Origin of the sequence: Halomonas sp. BLK-85 (genome assembly GCF_044792155.1) — a bacterium.
Lineage (GTDB): Bacteria > Pseudomonadota > Gammaproteobacteria > Pseudomonadales > Halomonadaceae > Vreelandella.
Map to the genome: position 1 here is coordinate 2,215,442 of NZ_CP087731.1, position 25,113 is coordinate 2,240,554.

Below are 25,113 nucleotides of genomic sequence, written 5' to 3' on the forward strand. Positions count from 1 at the left end.
GTGGACACTGGTTTAAGCGATCATTCGGGCTTCAAATGCCTCTGGGCTGATCATCCCAATAGCACTGTGCCGCCGTTGCTTGTTGTAGTCCAGTTCGATGTATTCAAACACCTGTCTTCTCATCACGTCTCGTGTTTTAAACTGCTCTCCGTGAATTGCTTCCACCTTAAGACTGTGGAAGAAGCTTTCTGCACAAGCATTATCATAACAGTTGCCTTTAGCGCTCATGCTGCACTTGAGCTCATGCCGCATCAGCAGTGATTGATAAAGCATGGAACAGTACTGACTGCCTCGATCAGAGTGGACAATCACGCCTTTGGGCATTTTGCGTTTCCATAACGCCATCTGCAGGGCATCACAAACGAGGTCGGCCGTCATACGTTCGCTCATTGCCCAACCAACCACTTTACGAGAGTAAAGATCAATGAGCACGGCCAGGTAAAGCCAGCCCTCGCCCGTCGCTAAATATGTGATGTCACCCACCCACTTTTGATTGGGAGCTGATGCCATGAAGTTTTGCTCTAGTAGATTTGGCGCCACTGGCAGCGAATGCCGAGAGTTCGTGGTGGCCTTGAACTTGCGGGCTGCTTTAGCCCGTAAGCCTTGGCGCTGTAAGCTGGCAGCCACCGTCTTACGATTGATTGGCATTCCATCATCTCGCAGGTCTAGCGTTAATCTCGGCGCGCCTGAGCGTCCCTTACGTTGGTGATAAGCCTTGGCCACGCGCTGATCGATAATGGCTTGCTGGCTGCGTTTTGGAGAAGAGGCCCCCTCGCGCTGCCGCCAAGCGTAGTAGCCGCTTCGAGCGATCCCAACAACATGGCACATACGTTGAACGCTGAAAGCCTGACGATGACGATGGATAAAGGCGTACTTCACTTCAGGCTCTTCGCAAAGTACACCGCGGCCTTTTTTGTGATGGCCAGCTCCTCATTGGCTTCGGCTAACTGTCGCTTCAGGCGAGCGTTTTCTTCTGCCAGTGACCGCTCTCGCTCCGACGTATCTTGTTGTTGCTGAACTTTAGAACGCCACTGATAAAGCTGACTCGCATGTATGCCCAGTTCACGAGCCGCTGCAGCGACGCCTATGCGATCAGCAAGCGCTAACGCTTCTTGCCGATAGGCATCTGAATAACGGGTATAAGATTTTTTCTTCATTGATGTCGTCGATCTTGCCATAGTTCACCTCATCGTAGCGTATAACATTCTTGAGGTGTCTACTATTACTGGGCAAGATCAGTCTTCAATTTCTGCATCAACAATGGGGCTTTGCTGGTTGTTGAGCGCGGTAATTTTGTCTTCCATGATATCAAGCGCCACAACGTCGTTGTTTTGTGCCAACAACATGGCGTTGGAGAGGCCGACATAGCCGGTACCGGCCACTGCGATTTTGGTCATATTTACTCAGCGCTTTATTGAGTTAGTGAAGAGGATAGTGATCGGTTGGATTAGCGCCCAATGAATTTGATGCCGCCCCAATACAAGTATCATGCCTTTTAGACTGTGCCCTTTTCTTCTTTCATGGCGTGGCGAACGCGTGAGCCGAACTCGGCAAAAAAAGCAGCCATGACACCGATTACGCCGCCCAAGACAAGACCGAGGACCAAAATGAGAATACTACTGGGGCCGTTGGCTGCCTTGTCACCGCGCGCGGCGTATTGAATAACGTCTCCTTCACGCAGGGATTCCAGCACTGCTTCCAACTCGAGAAGTTGATCACTGTATTGTGCGTAGAGCTCCCCTGCCGAATCAAAGTCAGCCGTTTCAACTGTCTTCATCTGTGTCTGAATCCGTTCTGCTTGGCTCTGTAATACACGCTGGCGATTTTCAATTTCTTTCTGTTGTGTATCGATAATGGGGGCTAGAAGACGGCGATGAATGTGTTCCACTTCCTCTTGATCGCTCTCCTCAGCCGGGGTTACTAATGAAATTAAGTGAGTATCCTCGGGGTTGTTGAATACGAGTTCAAACGGCATTTCATCCAGCTCGCTATGTTCTGCCAAATAGGCACGTCGCAGCTCTGGCCAGTGAACAGTTTGCAGACGCTGGATTAAGCCATTGGTACTTTGTGTTGGTTGTTCTTGCCCCTTTTCGTCAATGTACTGCGCTGTTTCATAGATCGATACCATTTGGTAGCTGGGTTCGCCACGAACAATCAGCGCATACGCAAGTGCTGCAGCAAACACCACGGCACCGCTTCCTATCACCCACCAGCGGCGTTTGATCAAAACGAGCGCCAAGTCGACAAGCGAGATTTCATCTTCATAGGGTTGTGGCTGACGGTACTGGTGTTCAGTCATGGGGTTGTCTTTTGCGTTGGATGTTGAATGACAAAAAATGCGGCTTGGTTGGGCCTTCGTACCGCGTCTTGCCTCTCGCCCTTTGGCGCAGCAATGGACTACGCGATACAACGTCGGCAGGCCTTGAGACAATTCAGGCACGCTACCGCCCAGAGGTTGTATCCGGGCCATCCTCTTGCCCTATATTTACTTAATATTTTTCTACATTTGTTGCTTTTTACTTACCTGGTATAAAAATCAAGTCATTGATTTATCGTATTATGCGCATTATATTCGCGCATTGAATCTTACAAGCTGTTTACTACGGTTAACGGCTATTATCGGTCAGCCTGCTGCCCGCGCTTTTAGCCAATTACTACCGTTGATATACAGAATAAAAAAGAGGCGATTCATAACATTTTTTGCACCACATTGCAGGGCAGTAGCCATTCTCTATCCGCTTATTTTTCAGGCTCACTGTCTTATGGGTGCGATACCTTGCCCACAACCGGCGTATTGTTCGCCATCGATGCTGAGGGTTACGCGGGCGGGAAAGGGTTCGCCGCTCATGTTGTCGAAGCAGGCGCTGGCTTCGATGCTTACGCGGAAGAAGTCATCCGCCTGGGCGTTTTCAATCACCACTCGCCCTGCGTCGTTGTCCATCACGCTGACCATGTACGGCAGGGTGCGGGTTTCGCGGCCGTAGTTGGAGACCAGGGTCATTTCCGGGGTCTGGCTGGAGAGTTTGATCATCCAGCCGGGCTCGTTGCCGCGGCCCATGAACATGACATCGGGGTAATCGGCCCGGGTGAAGGCCTGGCGCTGTTCGGCCAGTTCACATTGCAGCTGGCCGCGTGGGGTTTCTACCCGCGCTTCCTGGCCTTTGTTCCAGAAGCTGATGTCGCCTTGCTGGAAGCGCTCGCCGCTGGCCACGATGGCGCGCGGCAGCTGCCAGGCGCCGTGCATGGACCACAGGCGCAGGGTGTCAGCGCTGCCTGCCGTGACCAGGTTCTGGTTGGCCGGTTCACATTGCCAGGCATCAAAGCGTTGTGATTCGCCGGCAAACAGGCTGGATGGCAACAATGGCGCTTTTTCCGCCAGCGTACCGCTGCTTGAGGGGGCTGAGGTTGCGGCACAACCGCCAAGCGCCAGGGCCACCACGCCGGCTAATACGCCAGCGGCCCGATGTTTGTGGGTATTGTGTCTGGTCATCACACGCTCCGTTTTATGAGTGCCTATGGAGATCATATAACAGGTGAGCGGTCAGTGGCATTAGCGCTTAGGCTGGATTCCTGGTGTTATCCGCCTGGCACGCAGCTTGAAAACATCATAATCTTGACGGCGGATGATCGGCGCAATCCATCGCTTTTTGGTGCCTGCGCGATGTATCGTGGGCACTGCTGCCCGCCTGCGGCGGGTTGGTGGCTTGCTTCGCGAAGCCACCCTACGAAACACCCACGGATCATCATGCGCCGCCCGCCTGCGGCGGGTTGGTGGTTTGCTTCGCGAAGCCACCCTACGGGATAAACCCAGGCACCATCAGGCAAAGGTCAAGGTGGATTCCCGATTACCCCTTCGGGAATGACGGTTTGGTGGGTGGCGGTGTTTTGGGCTACCTGGCGCCATCCCTGGCTGAGGGGCCGGGTTAATGCAGTGGTCGGTTGGCCTTGATGTGTTCACGTTCAAGGATGGCGTCGGCATCCAGCGAATTAATGGGCACATCGGAGCTGACGGGAATTTCGCCGCTGGCTAAAAGTGCCTGATAGCGAAGGACACAGACCCGCAGGAAAGAAGTGAAGTTACCAAGATCGTGTCCAGCATCTATCGATTCATGATAAAGCCGCGTGATCAACTGCGCGGTATTCATGGCGTCGCGGCAGGCCATTTCCTCCAGCAACTGCCAGAAGTAGTTTTCCATGCGTACGCTGGTCACCATGCCATCAATGCGCAGCGAGTGGGTCTGACTCTGCCATAACCTTGGGTCAGCATTGATAAAAAGCTTGCACATAAGCTTCTCCTGGTCGGCGGCGATTCAGCTCAATTCATGGCACAGTTTATTATCCCTCAGCGATTCAACAACGTCATGAACTGGGCGAGCCAAGCGGGGTGTGCGGGCCAGGCAGGGGCAGTTACCAGGTTGCCATCGGTAACGGCATCCGTCACCTCAATATCGGCAAAGCGGCCGCCGGCCAGCTCCACTTCTGGCTGGCAGGCCGGATAGGCAGAGCATTGCTTGCCCTTGAGCACGCCCGCTGCCGCCAGCAGCTGGGCACCGTGACACACTGCAGCGACCGGTTTGTCGTGTTCAAAAAAGTGATTCACCATGGCCAGCACCGCAGCGTTGAGGCGCAGGTATTCCGGCGCTCGGCCACCAGGGATGACCAGAGCATCATAGTTGGCCGGGTCGATGTCGGCAAAGGTGGCGGTCAGGGCAAAACGGTGGCCGGGCTTTTCGGTGTAGGTCTGGTCGCCTTCAAAATCGTGGATGGCTGTTGCCACGCTGTCTCCAGCTTTTTTGTCCGGGCAGACGGCGTCCACCTGGTGGCCCACCGCCATGAGCGCCTGGAACGGCACCATGGTTTCATAGTCTTCGGTAAAATCACCGGTAATCATTAGAATGCGTTTGGCGCTCATGGTCGTGCTCCTATTGGAATTGTTTGGAGAGCGTAGCAACTCCTTCGGCACGACGGGTATTAAGGGGATACTACGGTTGAATGGTACGCCGTCATTCCCGCGTGCTTTTAGCGGGAATCCATTGGTTATTCAAATCTTCGCGTAGGGTGGATTCCCGGCGTCATCCGCCTGGCACGCAGCTTGAAACACATCATAATCTTGACTGTGGATGATCGACGCAATCCACCGCTTTTTGGTGCCTGCGCGATGTATCGTGGGTACTGCTGCCCGCCTGCGGCGGGTTGGTGGCTTGCTTCGCGAAGCCACCCTACGAAACACCCACGGATCATCATGCGCTGCCCGCCTGCGGCGGGTGGGTGGATTGCTTCGCGAAGCCACCCTGGGGGGATGTGGGCGTAGCGACCTTGGATCGCTACTCGGTGTTGTCTAGCGATCAGTGAGGATGTGGTGAAGTTTGCCGCAGTTGACCATGGGGTCGTCGCAGTTGATGACGATGTCCGAGTTGGCCAGTACATAGCTGCGCCCGGTAATCGTGTTTTCGACTACCTGGTACGCGCCTTGCTGGTGCCGGCCGGTGGCGGTGCCGATAAAGCCGGTTTCACGCAGCGAGACGGTTTCCAGCTTGTCGCCGATATTCAGGCGCCCTTCATGGTTCATCAGCGCCAGCCGGGCTGAGGTGCCGGTGCCGGTGGTGCTGCGGCAGATCACGCCGGGGTGTACATAGGTGGTGGAACGCGAGCGGGTATAGCCCTCGGCCACCTGCTCTTCCGGCCCCATAAAGTGCAGAAACGGCAGCGGCCCGACATCGCCCAGGGTGTAGTGGGAGAAGCCGCGTTCCGCCTTGATGGCTTCAACAATCTTGTAGGCCGCTTCTGCCAGGGCGCGCTCTTCTTCACGCACCAGCTTGAAGCCGAGCTGCTCGGCGTCCACCAGCGCATAGAAGCCGCCGCTGTAGGCCACGGAATAGGTGACCTCCCCGATACCCGGTACCTGGATGGAGGCGCGGTAGGTATCGATATAGCTGGGCAGGCCCTCGCAGGTCACCGCTTCCACAACGCCGTCCTTGACGCTGGCTTCGATGTTGACCAGGCCGGCCGGGGCTTCCAGCTTGAAGTGCTGCACGCCTTCGCGCTTTTCAACCAGGCCGGCTTCCAAGACGGCCGTGGCAGTACACAGGGTGTTGGAGCCTGAGTAGATGGGATAGCCCATCACTTCCATGATGATATAGCCCGCGGCGGCCTGTGGGTCAGTGGCGGGCACAATCAGGTCCACCGACATTTCGGGAATGCCGTAGGGTTCGAACAGTAGCAGTTCGCGCAGGCCATCGGCGTTGTCGCGCAGGTATTCCATCTGCTCGCGGACTGTCTTCCCGGGAAGCGAGTCAATCCCGCCGGTAACGATACGGCTGACATCCCCACCCGCATGGGTATCCATGAGCTGGATGCTGTGACGTGTTTTCATGCTGTTCTCCTGGCTCAGCCGTTCAGGCTGAAGGGGGCGCCGTGAGTGTGCCACTGGCTGTCGGGGACGATGACGATCTTGCCCAGGTAGTTGCTGCCGCGGTTGACGAAATAGCGCTCGGCGTCGTGCAGCTCGGAAAGTTTGAAAGCCGCATGCAGCACGGGCTTGAGGTCGCCGCTGCGGATCCAGGCCATCAGCTGCTCGGCTTCTTCGCGGGTGCCGTGGGAGACGCCGAAGATCTGCACCTGATACAGGTAGATCCGCGTCCACATTATTTCGCTGAGGTTGCCGCCACTGGCGCCAGCAATCGACAGCCGTGGGTAGCTTTTTCGCGCCTGCATGTCATTGATCATGGTGTCGATAAAGAGATTGGTCATCTCACCGCCGACCAGATCCATCACCGCGTCAACCGGCGCGCCACCAGTCGCTGCCAGTACGCGCTCAACAAAGGTGGGCAGGTCGCCACGGTCGATGACGTCTTCTGCGCCCATGGCTTTCAGCGCATCGGCCTTGTCCCGCTGACTGACCGCGTAGGGAATAGCGCCAACGATACGGCATAGCTGAATCAGTGCCGTGCCCACCCCGCCGCTGGCACCCGTGACCAGCACCCGTTCCCCACGGCTAACATTGGCCGAGGTCATCATGTGATACGCCGTCTGGTAGGAGCACATGCCCATACTGGCCAGCTCCGCATCGGCCAGTTCCGGGTTGGGTATATGATGGAACTGATCGGCTGGCACGGCGACGTATTCGGCATAGCCGCCGTCGGCACCGTGGCCGTAGTAATCCGGCGTGAGGTTGATATCCCGGCGGGCATCGGCGTAGAGGTTGAAATCCAGCAGGCCGCGTTCGCCTATCCGGCTGGCATCAACGCCCTCTCCTACCGCGGCAATGCGCCCGGCGATATCGGCGCCCTGAATGCGCGGAAAGGTAAATGTCGTCTCGCCGCCCATGGCAAAGGAGGTGACATCGCCTTTGTCCTTGGTCGGGTAAAGCCCTTCGCGGGCCTTGCGGTCGGTGTTGTTCTTGGCCGTGGCGGTCACCTGCACCAGTACTTCCCCCGCCGTGGGTCTCGGCACCGGTACATCCTGGCGATATTCCAGCTTGTCGATATCACCGTGGCCGGTCAGCACCATGGCGGCCATGGTATCCGGCAGCACGGGTGCAGGCTTGGAAGAAGAGACTGTCTGGGTCATCGATGGCTCCTGAAAATACTCAAACGCTGCTATGGTTTGTTAGGCTTGCCAACACACAAGCAGATGCAGGCTGTGGGAAGATAACAAAATTCCCTGCCTGTGCCAGCTCAAAAGGAATCATCGTGGCCAGAATCTATACAGCGTACCTCACTGCCCCTGCGCCCTTCGGTGTCATTCGTCTTGAGGGCCATGATGGGGGCATCACGTCGATTGACTTGAATCAGCAAGCGTCGGCGGTTGATGCAGGTGTATCTCACCCGCTGCTTGAACGCTGCCGGAAGCAGTTGGAGGGGTATTTTCAGGGCCAGCGCCAGACGTTTGATGTGCCTTTGGCCGCGGAAGGTACGGCTTTTCAGCATCAGGTGTGGGCGGCGCTGCGGGAGATTCCGTTCGGTGAGACAACAAGCTATGGGGCGATCGCCAGCGCGCTTGGCAAGCCCGCCGCCAGCCGTGCGGTGGGCATGGCCAACGGGCGCAACCCGCTGCCGATTGTGGTGCCCTGCCACCGGGTGATTGGCGCCAATGGCCAGCTGACCGGCTACTCGGGCGGCCTGGCGTGCAAGCGCTGGCTGCTGGAACATGAGCAAGGTATTAATCGACTAACCTGATTGCCATCTGCTGTGTTTTATCCCTGCGGCTTGCAGCCCGCCTTAAGGCCCTTCAAGCTAGGCGGCTTTTTGTCTTTATCCGTGTACTTCTACTAACGACGAGTCCTGCATGCTGCCCTTTGCCACTGACTATCACCGCCGTTTGACCTGGCGTTACTTTGCGCTGTTTATTGCCATCGGCATGACCGGTGGCCTGCTTGGCCCTGCCTTGCCGCACCTGGCGGATAGCGTGGGCGCCAGCATGAGCCAGATTGCGATTCTGTTTACCACTCGGGCGGTGGGTAATATGAGCGGTGCTTTTGTAACGGGCCTGCTGCTCGACCGCTTTGATGGCCACAAGGTGCTGTTTGCCATGGGGGCCATCATGGTGGCAGGGCTGGCGATGACGCCTTTCAGCCCCCTGCTGATACTGCTGGCGGGGCTGTTTGGCGTGCTTGGCTTTGCCGAGGTGGCGCTGAATTCCGGCGGCAATACCCTGCTGGTCTGGCTGCACCGTGATGATGCCGGGCCGAATATCAGCGCCCTGCACTTCTGCTTCAGCTTTGGCAATATGCTCACGCCGCTGGTGATGGTGGCGGCGCTTTCCGTTACCGGTCAGTTTTATTGGGCGTTCTGGGTCGTTGGCGCCTTTGCTCTGCTCACCCTCCTGCCTTTGCTGCGCTTTGCCAGCCCCCTCAAGGCGCCGCCGGTGGGCAGCACCGTGCCACCCGCCACGCCCAAGCACAGCGATATCATCCTGCTGGTGTTGATCATGCTCATTTTCGCGCTTTATGTGGGCATGGAAATCACCTTTGCCGGCTGGGTGACCTCCTATGGGGTGCTGGTGGGGATGGCCGCCAAGGACGCCGCCATTCTGGCCACCCTGTTCTGGCTGACCCTGTCTGCCGGGCGGCTGCTGGCCATTCCTTTACTGCGGGCGGTCTCGCCCTGGTGGATACTCTGCGGCTGTACGGCACTTGGGCTGGTGACCGCCTGGGCGCTGCATGCGCTGTGGGTGCCGCTGACGGTTGGCGCCCTGCTGTTCGGGCTGGCGGCGTCAGCCTTCTTCCCGACCCTGTATGCGCTGAGTAACCAGGTCATGGAAATGCGCGGGCGCACCACGGGGGCGATTTTTACCGCCGCCGGCAGCGGCGCCCTGGTGGTGCCCTCACTGACCGGCCCCTTGCTTGACTGGCTGGGTGCGGGGGCCTTCCCGCTGCTGCTGGCGGGTCTGGTTATATTGATGGGTGTGGGCCTGGCACTGCTGGCACTGCGGCTGCATGACCTGGGCCAGGCTGCTCACCCCGAGACCGTCAGGCCGTTACCCTCGGGCGAGCGCTAAGCGCCCACCCTACGCTGACCAGCGTGGAGGCCAGCAGTGCCCCGGCAAACGGCGCCAGGGTAGGAATACTGTTGGGAAAGCTGGCCGCCAGCAGCCCAGCACTGAAGCTGCCCTGCATCACCCAGCCGGGCAGGATGGCGCCGAGCATGCCAGCAAGCCCGCCGGCAATGGCCGCAAACGGCGTCATCCGCTGCCACAGGCCAAGCAATACCGGCACCACGATGGCAGCGCACAGCAGGTCGGCGATCAGGAACAGCCGCAGTACCGAAACGCCCTGCAGTGCCAGGATCACCACCGGCACCATCAGGGCCACCGTGGCCCAGCGGGCCAGGGGCAGCGAGCCGCCCCGGGTAGAGAACTGTTCGCTGGCCAGCGAGGCAATGGCGTTTTGCAGGGTATCCACGCTGGAGGCCACCAGAGTGACCGCCAGGACCAGCGCCGGTAGCGCCAGCCAGGCGGGGGCTTCGGAAAGCAGCGCGAAGAACGGAATCGGCGGTTCGCCGAGGGCCACCCCGCTCATGGCGGCAATAATGCCCAGGCCACCAATCACCATTACCACGACCACAGTGGCACCGCCGCCCAGCCAGGCGCCCCGCGCCAGGCTGTGGTTATCTTCTGCCGCCCACACTCGCTGCCAATAGCCCTGATGGAAAAGATTGGCGGCAGTCACCGCAATCACCAAGGTCAAGGCCACGCTTAGCGCACTGCCCAGTGGCGCCGAGGGCATGGCTACTTCACTGGGCAGCGCCGGCAGGGCCGTTAACGCCACGCCGCCGACAATCACCAGCAGGGCCATCAGCAGCCAGGCCTGCCAGCGGTCGGTGGCCAGGCTGGCGCGCAGGCCACCCACGGCGGTGTAGAGCAGTGTGGTCAGCGCTACACCCATCACCACCAGCGCCGGCGGCACATCCGAGAGCAGCGCGGTAATCGCGCCGATGGCGGTGAGCTCGGCGGCCAGAAAACAGGCCATATAGGCCACCGAGACCAGCGACACCCAGTGACGCACGCCACGGCCGTAGCAAGCCTCGGCAAACTCGGCAATGCTGCGCCCCTGGGGCAAGGCGCGGCGGATTTTCGGGCCGTAGAGGCCCAGCACAATAAACGGCAGCGCCGAGCCAATGGCGTAGCCGGCCAGGGCCACCGGGCCGACAAAGGCGCCAATCTCGGGGGGTGCAAACAGAATCCAGGCGCCCATGCCGGAAGCCAGAAAGGACAGGCCGATGGTCAGTGAGGATTGCGAGTTGCGCGCCGACAGATAGTCATCCACGGCATTGGCACCGTTCAGGCTGTTGGCCCGACGTGCCCGCAGGCCCAGAAATGCAAAGCAGAAAAGTGCCGCGCCAAGCGCAGCGGCGGTCAGGTATGGCATGTCGCACTTCCTCCGCCGGTATTAACCGGATCAGGTTCCAGGGTCTGCAGCGCGAACGAACGCTTGCCTTCTCAGCCGGATGGCTCCCCTGGCGACAGTGAATGTAAGTTGTCTTAATTATTGTTGCGGATTGATGGGCCAGAGTAAAGCGTCAGGAGTTATCTCGCGGCACCCGACCCAGCATGTAGAACTCCGGATTCGGCGGCGTACCGGTCAGGGTGACCAGACGGTTGGATAAGCCAAAAAAGGCGGTGATGGCGCCAATATCCCAGATATCGTCACGGGTGAAGCCGACCGCCGCCAGCCGCGCTTCCCAGTCGTCGGTCAGCTCGCCTACGTCCAGCCCGCAGTGCAGGGCAAAATCCAGCATCACCCGATGGCGCTCGCTGATCGGCGCGGTGCGATGGTTGATGGCCACCTGGTCGGCCAGCAGCGGGTCCTTACTGTAGATACGTACCAGGGCGCCGTGGGCCACCACGCAGTAAAGGCAGCGATTGCGGGCACTGGTAGCCACCACGATCATTTCCTTTTCGGCCTTGGTCAGGGTATCGGCTTCCCGCTCCATCAGCGCATCGTGGTAGGCAAAAAAGGCGCGGAACTCGTCCGGCCGATGGGCCAGCATCAGAAATACGTTAGGCACGAAACCGGCTTTTTCCTGCACAGCGAGGATGGTGTCGCGAATATCGGCGGGCAGATCGGTGAGCGCTTCCGGCACGCCAAAACGGCTGAGTGAGCTGTTCATGGTAGCTCCTTGTTGTTGTTACAGGTGATTTGACAGCATAACGCCCCGTCGAGGCGGGGCGTTGTGTTGCAGTCGGGCTCTAGGCTAGTGCTTGGCCGGTCAGCTTAGCGAGATGGTGCTGTTGATGCCGCTGGAGACGTTTTCCGGCTCAAACCAGCGGGCGGTGACCGTCTTGGTTTGTGTCCAGAAAGCAATGGCCTGCTTGCCGTTGGGCCCCAGATCACCCAGCTTGGAACCGCGTGAGCCGGTGAAGCTGAAATAGGCGACCGGCACCGGGATGGGCACGTTGATGCCGATCTGGCCAACATCGATATCGGTCTCGAAGCGGCGGGCAACCCAGCCGGAATTGGTGAAAATGGAGGTGCCGTTACCGTTGGGGTTGGCATTGATGAAGGCAATGGCGTCATCCAGGGTTTCAACGGATACCACACACAGCACCGGGCCAAAGATTTCTTCGCGGTAGATGGCCATATCAGCGGTGACATCGGCAAACAGGGTCGGGCCGACAAAGTTGCCGTCCGGGTAACCTTCCACCGTGCAGCCGCGGCCATCGACCAGCAGACTTGCGCCTTCCTGTTCACCCGCGCTAATCAGGCGCTCGACGCGCTCCTTGGCCTGGGGCGATACCAGGGGCCCGAGATCGGCGTCGCGCTGGGTACCCGGCCCTATCTTCATGCCCTTGGCACCGGCAACAATATCACCGAGCCATTCCCGCGCCTCGCCCACCAGCACCACCACGGAATTGGCCATGCAGCGCTGGCCGGCTGCCCCAAAGGCCGAGCCCAGGAGGTTATTGATCGCCTGGCTGCGGTTGGCATCCGGCATCACCACACAGTGGTTCTTGGCGCCCAGCATGGCTTGCATGCGCTTGCCCGCGACGGCGGAGCGGTTGTAGAGCAGCGCGCCCACGTGGCTGGAACCGATAAACGACAGCGCCTTGATATCCGGGTGATCGGCAATCTGGTTGGCCACGTCCGGCCCGCCGTGCACCACGTTCAGGACACCGGCCGGAATACCGGCTTCGTGGGCCAGTTCGACCAGGCGCATGGTGGAAGTCGGGTCCTGCTCGGAGGGCTTGAGCACAAAGGTATTGCCGGTAGCAATCGCCAGCGGGAACATGAAGCACGGCAGCATGATCGGGAAGTTGAAGGCGGTAATGCCGGCGCCGACGCCCAGCGGCTGGTGCATGGTGTAGACATCCACTTCGCTGGCGGCGTTCTCGGCCAGCTCGCCCAGCTGCAAGGAGGTTATCGAGCAGGCGTGCTCGACCACTTCCAGGCCACGGCCCACTTCACCTTCGGCATCCGGCAGGGTCTTGCCATGTTCCTCGGTGATCAATGCTGCCAGCTCAGCGGTGTTGTCACGAATCAGCGCCTGCAGCTTGAGCATGATGCGCATGCGCTTGCCCAACGGTACCTTGCGCCATGTCTGGAAGGCTTCCTTAGCGCTGGCCACCGCACGCTCCACCTCTTCCGCACTACAGAAAGGCACCCGGGCCACCACTTCCTGGGTGGCCGGGTTGACGACGTCACGCCAGTCCTGACTTTGTGATTGTACTGGCTGGCCATCAATAAACATGGGGATTTCGCGAATCGGCATTGCATCTCTCCAGTTGGCTGGCGCGCTCCTTGAGGGGCGGCGCTCTTGTATTTATCGGGCGCCCCTGCCGGCGCGCCACAGGAAACAGGATAGTGGTAACAGGATTCATGGTATAGCAGGAAGTTAACGTAAGCGTCAAGATTTGGGGAAGGCGGTCGATATAAAAGGCTTGGTCACAGCGAACCGTATCTCTTTTTAGCGCGATACAGCCGATATCCATGGCCATAAACGGACTCCAGAATCCAGTGAGATTCTCCGCTCATACCCAGTTTCTTACGTATACGATGTATATGGACATCGAGGGTGCGAGTATTGGTTACCTGGCTCAACCCCCAGACATACTCGTAAAGACAGGAGCGCGACAATACAGTGCCTGAACGACTGAGCACTACATACGCCAACTTGCGTTCTTGACGCGTCAAGGCGACTGGTTGGCCGTTAACGTAAGCAACCTCGTTTGTCTCATCCAGGCGAATATTGCCAAAGTCAAATCAGTTTTCTCAGCTTCACGTAACAAACTGCACAGTCGTCGTCACTCGCAATATTTATAAAATTCCCACCCGGTTCAAACGGTACTGTTTTGAAAAAAGATAACATCTAGCGGGATGGCCTCTTCTGGTTCACACAAGGAAGCAATGTATCAAGAACATATTACCGCGAATATTATAAATAATTAATTTAACAAATACTGATATATAGAGCGCTGACAGAAAAGAAGACGCTATAACAGCCAGGATGATTATTTTACTCGCTCAGGCAGAAATATGCTGCCGAACCGATAGTTATCAATCCGGACAGCCGAGAGTCTCGTGAGTGCTTTGAAAAGATATCTACGCTGACGGGCTTGTCGAATACAATTTCGGCCCGGTGCGTTCGAGCCGATAGCCATGGCCGTAAACGGATTCCATGTACCATTCGTGCTCACCGTTCAGGCTGAGTTTTTTACGTATCCGGTGAATATGCACATCCAGCGTGCGCGTTTTGTCTGTTTGCGTCATCCCCCACACATATTCGTACAGATAGGAACGCGAAAGAATACTGCCAGAGCGGCTAAGCAGCACGTACGCCAACCTGATTTCCTGGCGAGTAAGTGCCACAGGCACTCCTAGAACGTAGGCAAGCTCATTCTTTTCATCGAGTACGATGCTGCCAAAATCGAGATCCTTTTCCTGGGCATCGCGCAGGGAACTGAAAGACTGACGCCGAAAAGCTGAAAAAGTGCGTGCGGTCAACTCTGCCGGGCGGAAGGGTTTACTAATGAAGTCATCAGCACCTGCATCCAGTGCTTTAACAATATCCTTTTCTTCATCACGTTGCGTCAGCATGATAATCGACGGTAGCGAGTCGAGAAATTCTTCCATCCAGTTGAGCAACTCGATGCCGGTTTTGTCTGGCAGGTTCCAGTCCAGCACTACCACATCAAACGTCTCTTGACTGGCCTTGCCAATAAAATCCGCCCCCGTCTGAAAAGCAGTTATGTCGGCTGTCAAACCACGTTTACTGAAACCTTTGACAAGAGCGCTGCTGGCAAGCCTGAGGGCAATTGGATCATCTTCAACGATGGCTACACGCATGGTCTTTATTTCCGTTTAACTGTTGTAGAGATGACACTGGTCCTTCTTTTAGTAACGCTATTTATTAACAATCGTGCCTATATATAACACGTATCTTTAAGAACAAGCCAATACGAAATAATTATTGGTATATTGTAGACATTTTACCATTCTGATAAAAACGCCATGGCCCATGACCCCCAGCAAATTAGCAGGTCTTAAAGGGGCATTTTTTTATGCAGAGAGATAGTGCGAGCATTTTTATATACCACCTTCTGATATATAAGTTTGTGTGAGTAAACGTAAGTATCAGTTACAGAAAATTTATATGATTATGACATACAATATAGCCTGTTAATTAAAATTATACTGAAAAGCAGCAGGCTGACAATCAAAGTATAGAAATTTTTTTAACTTTTTCCTGACCTCTGTAACCTATTGATTTTTTGTATCTTACTGCGATACCCCAGGCGCGTTAGTCAGGTCGTGTCACGAACGCAAGCCATGGTCACATTATGACCGAGTGGTTAATCGCCTCTCCTATGAAATCGCTTAGCGATGCGTCAGACAGGTTCCCAGGCCTTAGCGCCCAATCAGCCCTTCGGTCAACCAGGGTTGCCAGGCAAGCAGTATCAGGGTGACCAGAGTGGCCAAAAGGAATGGCAGCAGCGATCGAAAGATGCGCATGGGCGGTACGCCGGTCATCGAGGAGGCAACGTAAAGGCCTGCGCCCACCGGGGGTGTCAGAAGCCCCATCACCAGCGTCAGGCATACCACAACGCCAAACTGATAGGCGCTGATATCAAACTGGTTCTGGGCAATCGGCAGCAGGATAGGTACCACCAGGATCAGGGCCGCAATCCCATCGATGACCATCCCGACCAACAGCAGCACGCCTATCATCAGTAGCAGAAATATAAAGGGGTCGGTGGTCAGGGCGGCGATCCAGCTCGCGGCCATCTGCGGCAGCTGCTCATAGATCACGACCCAGCCGAATACCCCGGCAGCGGCGATCAGCATGATCACCAGGCCGGCATTAATGGCCGTGCGTCGCAGCACCTCAGGCAGCAGTGTGAGTTTAAGATCGCGGTAAACGAAGCGGCCTATCAGCAGGGCGACCAGCGATGCCAGGGCCGCGGACTCGGTGGGGGTAGCAACCCCCCATAGAATGCCGCCGATGATGATCACCGGAATCAACAGCGCTGGCAGCCCCCATAAAAAATCATGCAGCGCCTGGCGCCGGCTTGGCCACTCGCCTTTCGGGTACTGCTGCACCAGCCCCACCACGGCAATCACGATAAAAAAGGTAAACCCCAGCACCAGCCCCGGCAGCACGCCGGCCAGAAACATCTCCGCAATTGGCACCTGGGCCATCACGCCAAACAGCACAAACAGCATCGAGGGCGGGATGATGGGTGACAGCAGCCCTCCGGCAGCGGTAATGGCGGCACTGTAGGGCCTGGGATAACCCTCCTGCTGCATGGCGGGCACCATGGCCCGGGACATGATGGCGATCTGCGACGCAGCAGAACCAATGATGGCGGCCATCATCATGTTGGCAACCAGATTGATATAGGCCAGCCCGCCGCGAAACCCGCCGACAAAAATCCGCGCCAGAGCAATCAGGCGGCGGGTCAAGCCGCCTTCATTCATCAGTTCGCCGGCCAGCATGAACAGCGGAATCGCCAGCAGGCCATAGCTTTCAATCGCACTGAACAGCTGCTGGGGGTAAGACGCGAACAGCACGGTGTTGCCTGAGGCCTGGATATACCACATGGCAGTCAGGGCCAGCACCAGTGCAATCGGTACGGCGGTAAACAGCAGCAGGAAGAACACCACAACGGTCATGACAACGTCTCCGTAGCCCTGCGCTTTGCCGGGTCGCGCCAGTGGGTCAAGGTGTCGATCAGGTTGGTTACCCCGTGCAGGCTGAGCGAGACGGCAAACCAGGGCAGAATCAGCCAGAACCAGACCTTCTTCACGCCCAAGGTGGAGGTGTTTTCGGCATAGATGAAGTTGAAGGTCTCGCCTTGAAAGGCGCCCACATCAAATCCCGCCTGCCAAAGCGCCAGCGGCTGAAACCACTGCCAGCACAGCCACACCATGGCCAGGCCGAAAAACGCCACGCTCAGGTCAACCCAAAGGCCTATGATGCGCCGCCCGGACAGTGGCAGAAGATCGCTTAACAGGGTAACCGCTACCCCCTGGCGGCGCTTGAGGATAGCGCTGGCAATCAGCAGGGTCATCCAGATCATGGCGTAGATTGCCAACTCGCTGACAAAGTACAGCGGGCTGCCCAGGGCGCGCATGGCCACGTTCGCCAGGATCAGACAGGTCACCGCCGCGGCAAGCAGCGCGGCGATAATCTCTTCAGCGTGGGCGATAGCAGCAGATAGGCGTTGCAGCATCAGTCCTCTCGCAGGCGGTCTGCCTCGGCACGCAGGGTTTCCAGCATCGGCGCCTTGGGTGCCCAGATGCTCTCCCACTCGGCAATGGCCTCGGAAAAGAATTCGGCGTCCGCTTCGACGATATTGATATCCAGTTCGCGGATGGTCTCTTCCTGCTCGGCGTCCACGGCTTCAAAGCCGGCCAGCACGTTTTCAAGGTGCTCAGCCATGGTGGTGTCAATCAGCTCGCGGTCTTCTGCGGAAAGCTCGCGCCATACGCGGCCGGATACCACGCCCACCATGGGGAACATCATATGGTTGGAGATCAGCAGGTTCTCGGCCTGCTCATAGAATTTCAGAATCAGGATGGAATCAAAGTCCATGTCGATGGCGTCCACCTGGCCGTTGGCCAGGGCATCGTAGACCTCCAGCAGCGGCATGGGCTCGGGAGCGGCGCCCGTGGCGGTATAGAAATCGCGGATGGGCTCAAAGGGGGTAATCCGCAGGCGCTGGCCATCCATGTCGTCCACCGAGGTGATCGGGTCCCGGCTGAGCACCTGGCGCATGCCTACCATGCCATAGCCAACACCCACCAGGCCCACCTGTTGCGGCATCAGATCGAGCAGTTCGGCAGCGGCATCGGAACGTAACAGATCCGCCGCATGGTTGACATCATCCACCAGATACGGGGCGTACAGGGCGCCGAAATCCGGGATACGGTTGGAAATCTCTGCAATGGTCAGAAACGCCATATCCAGGGCACCGGTTTGCAGCTGCTGTACCATCTGGGCTTCATTACCCAGCTGCTGGGCAGGAAAAACGCTGACGCTGTGTTCACCGTCTGAGCGCTCGTTGAGGGTCTCGGCAAAGGCCACCGCTTCCGTTGACCACATGTGTTGCGCCGGTGTGATCAGGCCAAGCCGAAAATCCCGGGCGCTGGCCGTTACGGATGCTGTGGCCAGGGCCGTGGCGGTAACCGCGAGGGTGAGCGTTTTCAGTCGCATCTTGAGTATCCTTTGAAAAATCCGGCGGTGAGTCTGGTTGTCATGGCGCCAGTGGGGTTGTTGTCATGGAAACACCTTGCATAACAACAGAGAATACCCCAGCCAGACACGCAATGGCACCCATCAGGGCCAACCAGCAAGCTGGCGGACACGCTGTGAATATTGCACCTGACTGACCACTCGGCCTATGCTGACAACCTGACTGAGCAGAGGCCATCGCGCAGGAGTAGAGAGTCATGAGCAACCCTATTGCCGTCGTCATCGTGCCGGTTGACCGCTCGCCCGCCTCGCGCGCCGGTGTGGTACATGGCGCCTTGCTGGCACACCTGCTGGGTGCGCGGCTGGAACTGTTGCATGTACTGCCTCTGCATCCGGCAGAGCTCAGCGATCTGCCTGCCAACCGCAAGCCGACTGGCGATCGCGCGCTGGAACAGTTTGACAGCAAGGCCGCAGCCGCTCTGGCAGATGCCCACAGGATACTGGCTGAATTACCCTATACCAGCGAGCTCAGGGTTGACGATATTGTCCTGCATGAAGGCAGCTATGTTCCCCACCCGGATCGCGCGATCGTTGCCCATGCCCGGTCCCGCCCCGATGCCATGCTGGTAATGGGCGGCAGACGCCTGGGGGAACTGGGTAAACTGGTGCGCGCCAGCGTTACCAACGCGGTAGTGCATAGCACGCATAACCCGGTCACAGTACTGCATGAAAACAGCCAGGCGCTTGAGCGGATCGAGCGGATTCTGCTGCCCACCGATGGTTCTCGCCACAGCCTTAACGCGGCGCGTGTTGCCGGCCAGTTGGCCCGCAGTGCGGCGCTGGCCGTTGATGTGCTGTTTTGCCAGCCGGCTGGCAACCAGAAAACCCAGGCACTTGCCGATCAGGAGACCGAACGGGTCTTCGCGCTCACCCGTGAAGCCCTGGGTCATGTGCCCAGCGGCCTGGCTCAGCGGGCGCTCACATCAAGCCAATACGCCCAGGCGATTGTCGAACAGGCCGAGGCATCCTCCGAGCCGCCGGTGATCATCATGGGCCGACGCGGCCTGGGGCCCTGGCAGGCGACCCTGATGGGCAGCATCAGCCAACAGGTCATGTCCCGGGCCTCCTGCCCGGTGACCCTGGTGGTCTAGGTCCTGTTGACAGACCCTAGACGTCAGCAGGTTCTTCATAGGCGGCCTTGAGGCGATAGAACTCGGCGACGATAGCGTCCATCTGCGCAGGGTCGTAGTCGCACAGCCCGCTCACCACCAGCTTTTTGGAGCCCACCCCCACGGCTTGCCCGCCAGACTGGATCGAAAATTCCAGCCGGGCATCGGCACGCTTGCCGTGCACCGACAGCGATGAATCGGCCAGCTCAAGCCCGGGCGCCCGGGTATCCAGGCGTTCCAGCCTGAAGCCCATGCTGTCGTAGATCACCAGCGGGCGCTTGGGATTGAACATGACACCCTGGGTTTCCATCAGCGGCTTCAGATAGTGCGGGAAGTTCTTGCCCGAAAACGCGACATAGCAACGCGTAAAGGCGTCTATGGCGGCCGCATCATGGGTGACCTCGCCACTGCGCGTGGCGGTCAGGTAACATTTACCCTGGTCATCACACACCTGCACAACACCGTCATCCGTTTCATGAAAGCGCAACGGGGTATCCGCGCCCACCATGTTGGTGAAACGGAATTCCATCTGCTGCCAGAGGCCAAAGCGCTCAAGCACCAGAGCAAACAGCAGGTCGCCCGGCACGCAGAAGCGCCGCGCATCCGGGTTATGAATCGGGTTGTAGTCACCGGCAACGCCTTTGGCGAAGCGGCTGGCTTGTATCGCGGAGATCACCACCTGATCACCGTCCTGCGTGTAAAAATCCTCGAACATGGTGGTCGCTGCCTGCCTAGCGTTATCGTTAAATAGTGGAGGAAAAATCATAACAGTCTGATTGCTGCCGCGCATCATGCCATAAAAGCGTGGCAAACTGGAGTCACTCACAGTGGCAAGGGTCATCATGAGGTTTACGTTTGACAACGGATACACCTGAAAACACGCCGACCACCACCCCTGCGCCGGTCGCTGACAAGCCCGGGCGCCGCTGGCATCGCTGGCTGACCTTCACGGCGGCGGCCACCCTTGGCCTGGTGGCGCTGTGGCTGGCCGGCACCTACTGGCTGCTCAATAGCCAGTGGCTGCCAGAGCGGCTTTCTCGGCTGGAGGGCATTGAGATCCAATGGGAACAGGGCCACAGCCGCCACCCCGGCCGCTGGGAAGTGGAAGGGCTGGTCATCACTCGCACGGAAGAGGCATTGGACCTGCAGATCCAGGCGGAACGTGCCAGCCTCACCCTGTCGCTGACCGGCCTGCTGCGCGGTGAGCTGAAAGTTGTCGCATTGGACGCCGACGGCATCCGGCGCCTGAGCATCGGGGACCTGGCGATTCAGGGCGATGGCCGTTTCAGCCTGCGGGAGACGACCCTGAATGGTGACACCCTGGCCATCCCCCAGGCCCGCTTACAGCTTGAAAACGCAAAAATCATACGCCATCAGGACAGTGCCGTCATGGCCCGGGATATCGTGATTGACGCCAGCGCCCAACTGGCGGCCATCACCCTGACCACAGACCAGGGGGCACTCAACCCGGAGCTGGCCGCGGCGCTGTCCGCCACTGTTCAACTCGGCGCCCGCGCCGATGCCTGGGATGTCTTCATGCCCTACCTGGCACCACTGCCCTGGCTGACGGTAGATGGCCGCGGTGAGCTTGACGCGCGGTTGAACATTGTTAACGGCCTCTTGCAGGAAGACAGCCAGCTGACCCTTGCCGCGCCAGCCCTGGGCGTGCGTGTTGACGAGGCCGCCTTGCGTCAGGACGCTTCCCGCTGGATTGTCCCCAGCGCTCAGCCGCCCAGCCATCAGGCCCGTGGCGACGGCATCATTACCCTGACGGCAGCTGATAGCGATACGTTGACTCTCGAAGCCGCCCTTGAGGGCGTCAGCATCCATGAGCGACCCAAGGGTGGGCACTCGTCGGGTACTCCGCTTTCCAGTCCCTATGTGGACAGTGCCACATTGAGCTTTGCGACCACGGCGGATAACACCCGTATCGACCGGTTTGCTGTGCCTGAGCAGGCGCAGCTGTCCTTCAACGGGCAGGTCACCCGGCTGGACATGCTGGAACGGCCGATAAACGAAGCGCTTGAAACGCTGTTGGACGATGACGTCCTGACCCTGTCCGGCAATGGCCGGATCAGCGCCAGCGGGCAGTTTTCTGCGGATCGACTGCAATCAGCCCAGCTTGAGGTCACCGCCAATGCCCTGGAGGCGACCGCACTGGATGTCACCACCCGTGGCCGAGGGCGCCTGACCGCTCAACTGGGTGATGCCGAGACCTTGAACGCACGTTTGATGCTCAGTGACGCCGGTTTGAACCACCGGGGGCGCCCCCTGCTGCAAGGCGCTGAGCTAACGTTTGATCTTGATAGCCCCATCGACCCGGAACGCGCCCGCGAGGATGCCATCGCCAGATTAGGCTTTGCCGAGGCTCGCCTGCCGGATATTGCTGCCCTGCAAGCCTACCTCGCCCCCTATCTGCCCTCTCCCGCGCCCATTACCCTGATCAGCGGCGAGGCGCACAGCCAGGGCAACTTCACCCTGACGCCCCGGCGTCTGGAGGGTTCAGCCAGGCTCAGCGGTGCTGCCTGGGTGACGGACTGGCAAAGCGCCACCCGGACCCACCGCATGACCAGCCAGATGCAGTTGGATCTGGAGGTCAATGATGCCCAACTGGATGGCAGCCGTCTGGATATCGGCGGCACCCGCCTGGGTTGGCAGTTGGCCAGCGATGCCCGACAACCATCGCTGGAAAGCCAGCTGGTGCTGCGCGAAGGACGGTTCTACCAGACACAGGGGCCACCCAGCGGGCACTTTGTGCTGGAGGGCAGCGTGCAGCAGCTAGGCTTTCTGAACACCTTTCTGCCCGACGCCCATGGGCTCTCGCTCAGCGGGGGTGGCCAACTGGTGGCGGAAGGCCAGTTTGCCGATGACCGCCTGACAGCACCCAGCCGCCTGCGCGTGGATGCCTCCCCGCTGGAAGTGCGCTTTCTGGACTACCAGGCCAACGGGCGGGGTGAGCTCACCGCCCAGCTTACCGGCCCAGAAGAGGCCCAGCTGACCCTGGGCATTCCCCGCTTCAGACTCAAGCGCCAGGACGATGCACGCGCCTATCTGGAAGGGCGCCACCTGGCCCTGACCACCACCACACAGGCGGTTTCCCGATTGATGGACAGCCAGGACCCACGGCATGCCACGACGCGTATCAGCCTGCCGGTTGTCAGCGTGCCGGACCTGAGCCGTTACAACGGCTACCTGCCCGCTGGCACCGGCATCGCCCTGCACGGCGGCGAAGCCAGCCTGAGCAGTGAGCTGGTGCTGAAAGGCCTGGAGGGCTCGGGTGCGGTGACCCTGCGCGCCTTTGGCGCTGAACTGACCCTGCTTGATCAGCGCCTGAAAGGCGATCTGGCGCTGGATTTCCAGCTGACCGAGGGCGAGCTTGAACAGATGCGCTTTAGCGCTGATAACTCCTCATTGCGCCTGGACAACGTGCGCCGTCTCAGCGATGAAGGGCATCAGGATGCTGGCTGGTGGGCAGAGCTCGGCCTGGAGGACGCGACCCTGGTCTGGCAGACCCCGCTTACCCTTGAAGCGGATGTAAACCTGTCGCTGCGTGATAGTGGCCTGCTGGCACGCCTGTTTCTGGCCCGCGCCAGAGACAGCGACTGGCTGGGGCGGCTGCTTAGTGTGCGCGACATTCAAGGGCGCACGCATCTATCGCTGGCCAGGCAGCAGCTGGCCTTGAGCGGGCTGGCCCTGAGCGGTGGGCCGCTGACCCTGCTTGCCGAACTGACCCTGGCCGACCGTACGGCCAACGGCGCTCTCTATGCCCAGCTGGGCCAGCTGGGGTTGGGGATAGAACTGATCGACCGCGAGCCGACGCTCAAGGTGTTACAGCCGCGGCGCTGGTTTGAGCAGTGGCGTCAAACCCGCCAGGCCGCTCAGTCCCTGTCGCGCTGACGACGAATCATCCGCACTCGTTCCCGGGCTTTTTCAGGCGTGGTCAGGGGGGCATTGTCTGCCTTTTTGGGTGTGTTTTTGGGGGCGTTTTTGGGCGGCAGCGTCACCCAGGCAAACACCGGCAGGGAGAGGTGCCAATGGATGGCGGCCAGGCGTAGCCCCAGGGTCGTGAACAGGGCCGCCGGAATGGTCACCGCCGGGGTGACGCCCATTGTATGCAGGACCACATACACAGAGCCGCCGGCCATTGCCGCGGTGGCATAGATTTCTTCGCGCAGCACCATGGGCACCCGCTGGGCCAATACATCGCGAATCATCCCGCCGGCCACGCCGGTCATCATGCCCATCAGCACCGCCACCACCCCAGGGCTACCCAGCAGCAGCGCCTTGTGGGCACCAATCACGCTGAACAGGGCCAGGCCAAAGGCATCCGCCACGGGCAAAAAGCCCCGCGACAGGCGGTGAATATAGTGAAAGCCCAACATGGCAAGGCCCACGGTGGCGAAGATCACCCACAGGTAGGTCGGGTCGCTCACCCAGAAGACCGGCCTGACCCCCAGCACCAGATCGCGCAGGGTGCCGCCGCCAATGCCGGTCACCGCGGCCAGCACCAGCATCCCGAAAGGGTCCATGCGATGGCGACACGCCAGTACCACGCCAGATAGCGCAAACACCACTACTCCGGCCATATCCAGCCAATAAACGACTTGCGACACGCCTGCTCTCCTCAAAAAAATAGCGGCCGCAAGCCTAGCACAGCCGGGCCAGCCACGTTCAGCCTTGTAGCGAATTCAGTACTCAGGTTCAGCACTCAGGGCGTGTCGGTGGCCAGAAAGTGTTCGATAAAGACCCGGTAATCCTGGGTGGCGCAATCCGCGTAAGCAAATGCCAGGGGGGTCACCACATGCACAAAGCTGTCTTCACGGGATGTCAGGCGCTGACAGACAGCCTTGGCAAAGCCGCTCAGGTCTCCCTGGTTCAAGGCGCTGGCCCCGCGCAGATACCACCTCCACGACGAAACGTGCCAGATTGGTCGTCGGGCAGCCACTCGTCCACGGAGGGCGGCAAGAGATAGCCGGTCTGGCGGTCAACGGGAATAAAGCGGATCATGGCGGCGTTCCAGTGATGGCGGTACAATGGGGTGTTACCCCCTAATATTGAAAACCCGACAGCCTGCTAGATTAGACCTTTTTAGACGCTTCACCGCGAACTGTGATGAAGCTTCAACAAGCCCCCAAAGTGTTCAGGAGGCAGTATGAAAAACGTTTCTCTGGAAACAAAGCGTCGCTATTACGCTGCAGTACGCCGCTCTAATTATCAAGCGAGTATGGCGCTGGAAGGAATCACTGTTGATTCTAAAGCACCAAAGGCCAACAAAGCCGACGTACTGGCGAAATATCAAAAGCATAAAGTACGCTGATGGATAAATATGGAACTGGGCAGGATCCCTACTGTTACAAGGATACCGACGTACTGCGTAATAAACTGGAGATTTTTGACACTCAAGCGCTTGAGGAGGCTGAGCGCGATCTATCACTCATAAATGCTGACCGTATTGAATTCTCGCCACCACCCTACGATTTCACATATCTTAAACGTCTTCATCATCAGCTATTTCATGACCTTTATGACTGGGCTGGAGAAGTAAGAACAATTGATATTGCTAAAGGTAATACACGGTTTTATAACGTTAACCGTATCGTTCCAGAAGCTGAAAAACTATTCACCAAGCTGGCGGAACACAGCTACTTCACTCAACTTGAAAAAGCAGGCCTTATATCAGGGTAAAAGCCAACCTTGTTGGCTATTACTGCGATTACCGACCTTTAGAATTAATTTTCGAGCGTTGTATCGGCACGCCACTATACGATTAACGCCAAGGAAAGCACCTTGGCGTTTTAGCTGTTTAACCCGTT

Annotated in this window: 27 protein-coding genes, 1 pseudogene and 1 riboswitch; of the genes and pseudogenes, 7 read left to right on the plus strand and 21 right to left on the minus strand. The window is 58.6% G+C overall.

All coding sequences use genetic code 11. The features are described 5' to 3' along the window. Positions 1 to 12: 12 nt before the first annotated feature. The 6 genes and pseudogenes from LL947_RS10005 to LL947_RS10030 all read right to left on the minus strand — a co-directional run bounded on the left by LL947_RS10005 (position 13) and on the right by LL947_RS10030 (position 4,912). Positions 13 to 1,178, minus strand: a protein-coding gene (locus LL947_RS10005) for an IS3 family transposase (RefSeq protein ID WP_499832987.1) whose coding sequence is annotated in 2 segments (ribosomal slippage) — positions 13 to 917 and positions 917 to 1,178 — 1,167 coding nt in all. Because the reading frame shifts where the segments join, the coding sequence is not laid out codon by codon here. Positions 1,179 to 1,241: 63 nt separating this feature from the next. Beyond that, positions 1,242 to 1,397, minus strand: a pseudogene (locus tag LL947_RS10010) (UDP-glucose 6-dehydrogenase); the annotation flags it as partial. A 98-nt stretch (positions 1,398 to 1,495) separates the two neighbouring features. Then, positions 1,496 to 2,299, minus strand: a complete 804-nt coding sequence (locus LL947_RS10015; protein ID WP_499833100.1) for a Wzz/FepE/Etk N-terminal domain-containing protein — start codon at positions 2,297 to 2,299, stop codon at positions 1,496 to 1,498. 453 nt (positions 2,300 to 2,752) lie between these two features. Next, positions 2,753 to 3,490 carry an MliC family protein gene (locus LL947_RS10020; protein WP_499833101.1) on the minus strand — a complete coding sequence of 246 codons (738 nt, stop codon included), beginning with the start codon at positions 3,488 to 3,490 and terminating at the stop codon, positions 2,753 to 2,755. Between the two features lie 433 nt (positions 3,491 to 3,923). Continuing rightward, positions 3,924 to 4,286, minus strand: coding sequence for a ribbon-helix-helix domain-containing protein (locus LL947_RS10025; protein WP_499833102.1), 363 nt, complete (start codon positions 4,284 to 4,286; stop codon positions 3,924 to 3,926). A gap of 56 nt (positions 4,287 to 4,342) precedes the next feature. Further along, positions 4,343 to 4,912, minus strand: a complete 570-nt coding sequence (locus LL947_RS10030; RefSeq protein ID WP_499833103.1) for a DJ-1/PfpI family protein — start codon at positions 4,910 to 4,912, stop codon at positions 4,343 to 4,345. Between the two features lie 208 nt (positions 4,913 to 5,120). On the opposite strand from LL947_RS10030, the gene LL947_RS10035 reads away from it, so the two are divergent. After that, positions 5,121 to 5,342: a hypothetical protein gene (locus LL947_RS10035; RefSeq protein WP_499833104.1), complete on the plus strand. Its 222-nt coding sequence runs from the start codon at positions 5,121 to 5,123 to the stop codon at positions 5,340 to 5,342. On the opposite strand, the gene LL947_RS10040 is transcribed toward LL947_RS10035, so the two are convergent. Both LL947_RS10040 and LL947_RS10045 read right to left on the minus strand, forming a co-directional pair. Beyond that, complete coding sequence (locus tag LL947_RS10040) at positions 5,339 to 6,373, minus strand: proline racemase family protein (RefSeq protein WP_499833105.1); 1,035 nt, start codon at positions 6,371 to 6,373, stop codon at positions 5,339 to 5,341. The genes LL947_RS10035 and LL947_RS10040 overlap by 4 nt on opposite strands. Positions 6,374 to 6,387: 14 nt before the next feature. Further along, positions 6,388 to 7,569 (minus strand): zinc-binding dehydrogenase, encoded by a 1,182-nt coding sequence (locus tag LL947_RS10045; protein ID WP_499833106.1) that lies wholly within the window; start codon positions 7,567 to 7,569, stop codon positions 6,388 to 6,390. 122 nt (positions 7,570 to 7,691) lie between these two features. Here LL947_RS10045 and LL947_RS10050 point away from each other — a divergent pair, with 122 nt between their 5' ends. Together LL947_RS10050 and LL947_RS10055 are read left to right on the plus strand one after the other, a co-directional pair. Further along, a complete protein-coding gene (locus tag LL947_RS10050; protein ID WP_499833107.1) occupies positions 7,692 to 8,177 on the plus strand; it encodes a methylated-DNA--[protein]-cysteine S-methyltransferase in 486 nt (161 codons plus the stop codon). A gap of 109 nt (positions 8,178 to 8,286) precedes the next feature. Further along, complete coding sequence (locus tag LL947_RS10055; RefSeq protein WP_499833108.1) at positions 8,287 to 9,498, plus strand: MFS transporter; 1,212 nt, start codon at positions 8,287 to 8,289, stop codon at positions 9,496 to 9,498. On the opposite strand, the gene LL947_RS10060 is transcribed toward LL947_RS10055, so the two are convergent. The 9 genes from LL947_RS10060 to LL947_RS10100 all read right to left on the minus strand — a co-directional run bounded on the left by LL947_RS10060 (position 9,470) and on the right by LL947_RS10100 (position 18,152). Continuing rightward, positions 9,470 to 10,867 (minus strand): SLC5/6 family protein, encoded by a 1,398-nt coding sequence (locus tag LL947_RS10060; RefSeq protein ID WP_499833109.1) that lies wholly within the window; start codon positions 10,865 to 10,867, stop codon positions 9,470 to 9,472. The two genes, LL947_RS10055 and LL947_RS10060, sit on opposite strands and share 29 nt — an antisense overlap. Next, positions 10,857 to 10,967: riboswitch (TPP riboswitch) on the minus strand. Its footprint overlaps the gene before it by 11 nt. A gap of 51 nt (positions 10,968 to 11,018) precedes the next feature. Then, on the minus strand, positions 11,019 to 11,609 hold the full coding sequence (locus LL947_RS10065) for a peroxidase-related enzyme (RefSeq protein ID WP_499833110.1): 591 nt from the start codon (positions 11,607 to 11,609) through the stop codon (positions 11,019 to 11,021). Between the two features lie 99 nt (positions 11,610 to 11,708). Continuing rightward, positions 11,709 to 13,208 carry a CoA-acylating methylmalonate-semialdehyde dehydrogenase gene (locus tag LL947_RS10070; protein WP_499833111.1) on the minus strand — a complete coding sequence of 500 codons (1,500 nt, stop codon included), beginning with the start codon at positions 13,206 to 13,208 and terminating at the stop codon, positions 11,709 to 11,711. Then, on the minus strand, positions 13,177 to 13,434 hold the full coding sequence (locus LL947_RS10075; RefSeq protein WP_499834437.1) for a hypothetical protein: 258 nt from the start codon (positions 13,432 to 13,434) through the stop codon (positions 13,177 to 13,179). The genes LL947_RS10070 and LL947_RS10075 overlap by 32 nt, the downstream gene beginning before the upstream one ends. After that, positions 13,382 to 13,597, minus strand: a complete 216-nt coding sequence (locus LL947_RS10080) for a winged helix-turn-helix domain-containing protein (protein ID WP_499834410.1) — start codon at positions 13,595 to 13,597, stop codon at positions 13,382 to 13,384. Before LL947_RS10080 ends, LL947_RS10075 begins: the two co-directional genes overlap by 53 nt. Before the next feature lie 441 nt (positions 13,598 to 14,038). Then, the gene (locus LL947_RS10085; RefSeq protein WP_499833112.1) at positions 14,039 to 14,782 is read right to left on the minus strand and encodes a response regulator transcription factor; all 744 of its coding nucleotides are present in this window, start codon (positions 14,780 to 14,782) and stop codon (positions 14,039 to 14,041) included. Positions 14,783 to 15,343: 561 nt separating this feature from the next. After that, entirely contained in the window at positions 15,344 to 16,609 is a 1,266-nt protein-coding gene (locus tag LL947_RS10090; RefSeq protein WP_290823867.1) for a TRAP transporter large permease, read from the minus strand. Then, positions 16,606 to 17,169: a TRAP transporter small permease gene (locus tag LL947_RS10095; RefSeq protein ID WP_290823865.1), complete on the minus strand. Its 564-nt coding sequence runs from the start codon at positions 17,167 to 17,169 to the stop codon at positions 16,606 to 16,608. Before LL947_RS10095 ends, LL947_RS10090 begins: the two co-directional genes overlap by 4 nt. Beyond that, positions 17,169 to 18,152, minus strand: coding sequence for a TRAP transporter substrate-binding protein (locus LL947_RS10100; RefSeq protein WP_290823863.1), 984 nt, complete (start codon positions 18,150 to 18,152; stop codon positions 17,169 to 17,171). Before LL947_RS10100 ends, LL947_RS10095 begins: the two co-directional genes overlap by 1 nt. 236 nt (positions 18,153 to 18,388) lie before the next feature. On the opposite strand from LL947_RS10100, the gene LL947_RS10105 reads away from it, so the two are divergent. Next, entirely contained in the window at positions 18,389 to 19,282 is an 894-nt protein-coding gene (locus LL947_RS10105) for a universal stress protein (RefSeq protein ID WP_499833113.1), read from the plus strand. A gap of 16 nt (positions 19,283 to 19,298) precedes the next feature. Here LL947_RS10105 and LL947_RS10110 read toward each other — a convergent pair whose 3' ends face one another. Then, entirely contained in the window at positions 19,299 to 20,015 is a 717-nt protein-coding gene (locus tag LL947_RS10110) for a DUF3581 family protein (protein ID WP_499833114.1), read from the minus strand. Between the two features lie 140 nt (positions 20,016 to 20,155). On the opposite strand from LL947_RS10110, the gene LL947_RS10115 reads away from it, so the two are divergent. Then, positions 20,156 to 23,197 (plus strand): hypothetical protein, encoded by a 3,042-nt coding sequence (locus LL947_RS10115; protein ID WP_499833115.1) that lies wholly within the window; start codon positions 20,156 to 20,158, stop codon positions 23,195 to 23,197. On the opposite strand, the gene LL947_RS10120 is transcribed toward LL947_RS10115, so the two are convergent. The 3 genes from LL947_RS10120 to LL947_RS10130 form a co-directional block, all read right to left on the minus strand. Continuing rightward, complete coding sequence (locus tag LL947_RS10120) at positions 23,179 to 23,913, minus strand: trimeric intracellular cation channel family protein (protein WP_499833116.1); 735 nt, start codon at positions 23,911 to 23,913, stop codon at positions 23,179 to 23,181. The two genes, LL947_RS10115 and LL947_RS10120, sit on opposite strands and share 19 nt — an antisense overlap. A gap of 95 nt (positions 23,914 to 24,008) precedes the next feature. Next, a complete protein-coding gene (locus LL947_RS10125; RefSeq protein WP_404418058.1) occupies positions 24,009 to 24,179 on the minus strand; it encodes a hypothetical protein in 171 nt (56 codons plus the stop codon). After that, positions 24,176 to 24,307 carry a hypothetical protein gene (locus tag LL947_RS10130; RefSeq protein WP_499834438.1) on the minus strand — a complete coding sequence of 44 codons (132 nt, stop codon included), beginning with the start codon at positions 24,305 to 24,307 and terminating at the stop codon, positions 24,176 to 24,178. The genes LL947_RS10125 and LL947_RS10130 overlap by 4 nt, the downstream gene beginning before the upstream one ends. Positions 24,308 to 24,452: 145 nt before the next feature. On the opposite strand from LL947_RS10130, the gene LL947_RS10135 reads away from it, so the two are divergent. Together LL947_RS10135 and LL947_RS10140 are read left to right on the plus strand one after the other, a co-directional pair. Beyond that, positions 24,453 to 24,617, plus strand: a complete 165-nt coding sequence (locus LL947_RS10135; RefSeq protein ID WP_404413684.1) for a YhfG family protein — start codon at positions 24,453 to 24,455, stop codon at positions 24,615 to 24,617. Then, positions 24,617 to 24,985 (plus strand): Fic/DOC family protein, encoded by a 369-nt coding sequence (locus tag LL947_RS10140; RefSeq protein WP_499833117.1) that lies wholly within the window; start codon positions 24,617 to 24,619, stop codon positions 24,983 to 24,985. Before LL947_RS10135 ends, LL947_RS10140 begins: the two co-directional genes overlap by 1 nt. The last annotated feature ends 128 nt before the right edge of the window (positions 24,986 to 25,113 follow it).

What these genes read in the sequence shown, in the direction of transcription:
- LL947_RS10015 (WP_499833100.1), bottom strand. Translation starts at nt 2,299, where the DNA reads ATGACTGAACACCAGTACCGTCAGCCACAACCCTATGAAGATGAAATC.
- LL947_RS10020 (WP_499833101.1), bottom strand. Translation starts at nt 3,490, where the DNA reads ATGACCAGACACAATACCCACAAACATCGGGCCGCTGGCGTATTAGCC.
- LL947_RS10025 (WP_499833102.1), bottom strand. Translation starts at nt 4,286, where the DNA reads ATGTGCAAGCTTTTTATCAATGCTGACCCAAGGTTATGGCAGAGTCAG.
- LL947_RS10030 (WP_499833103.1), bottom strand. Translation starts at nt 4,912, where the DNA reads ATGAGCGCCAAACGCATTCTAATGATTACCGGTGATTTTACCGAAGAC.
- LL947_RS10035 (WP_499833104.1), top strand. Translation starts at nt 5,121, where the DNA reads ATGATCGACGCAATCCACCGCTTTTTGGTGCCTGCGCGATGTATCGTG.
- LL947_RS10040 (WP_499833105.1), bottom strand. Translation starts at nt 6,373, where the DNA reads ATGAAAACACGTCACAGCATCCAGCTCATGGATACCCATGCGGGTGGG.
- LL947_RS10045 (WP_499833106.1), bottom strand. Translation starts at nt 7,569, where the DNA reads ATGACCCAGACAGTCTCTTCTTCCAAGCCTGCACCCGTGCTGCCGGAT.
- LL947_RS10055 (WP_499833108.1), top strand. Translation starts at nt 8,287, where the DNA reads ATGCTGCCCTTTGCCACTGACTATCACCGCCGTTTGACCTGGCGTTAC.
- LL947_RS10060 (WP_499833109.1), bottom strand. Translation starts at nt 10,867, where the DNA reads ATGCCATACCTGACCGCCGCTGCGCTTGGCGCGGCACTTTTCTGCTTT.
- LL947_RS10065 (WP_499833110.1), bottom strand. Translation starts at nt 11,609, where the DNA reads ATGAACAGCTCACTCAGCCGTTTTGGCGTGCCGGAAGCGCTCACCGAT.
- LL947_RS10070 (WP_499833111.1), bottom strand. Translation starts at nt 13,208, where the DNA reads ATGCCGATTCGCGAAATCCCCATGTTTATTGATGGCCAGCCAGTACAA.
- LL947_RS10075 (WP_499834437.1), bottom strand. Translation starts at nt 13,434, where the DNA reads ATGGCCATGGATATCGGCTGTATCGCGCTAAAAAGAGATACGGTTCGC.
- LL947_RS10085 (WP_499833112.1), bottom strand. Translation starts at nt 14,782, where the DNA reads ATGCGTGTAGCCATCGTTGAAGATGATCCAATTGCCCTCAGGCTTGCC.
- LL947_RS10090 (WP_290823867.1), bottom strand. Translation starts at nt 16,609, where the DNA reads ATGACCGTTGTGGTGTTCTTCCTGCTGCTGTTTACCGCCGTACCGATT.
- LL947_RS10095 (WP_290823865.1), bottom strand. Translation starts at nt 17,169, where the DNA reads ATGCTGCAACGCCTATCTGCTGCTATCGCCCACGCTGAAGAGATTATC.
- LL947_RS10100 (WP_290823863.1), bottom strand. Translation starts at nt 18,152, where the DNA reads ATGCGACTGAAAACGCTCACCCTCGCGGTTACCGCCACGGCCCTGGCC.
- LL947_RS10105 (WP_499833113.1), top strand. Translation starts at nt 18,389, where the DNA reads ATGAGCAACCCTATTGCCGTCGTCATCGTGCCGGTTGACCGCTCGCCC.
- LL947_RS10110 (WP_499833114.1), bottom strand. Translation starts at nt 20,015, where the DNA reads ATGTTCGAGGATTTTTACACGCAGGACGGTGATCAGGTGGTGATCTCC.
- LL947_RS10130 (WP_499834438.1), bottom strand. Translation starts at nt 24,307, where the DNA reads ATGATCCGCTTTATTCCCGTTGACCGCCAGACCGGCTATCTCTTGCCG.
- LL947_RS10135 (WP_404413684.1), top strand. Translation starts at nt 24,453, where the DNA reads ATGAAAAACGTTTCTCTGGAAACAAAGCGTCGCTATTACGCTGCAGTA.
- LL947_RS10140 (WP_499833117.1), top strand. Translation starts at nt 24,617, where the DNA reads ATGGATAAATATGGAACTGGGCAGGATCCCTACTGTTACAAGGATACC.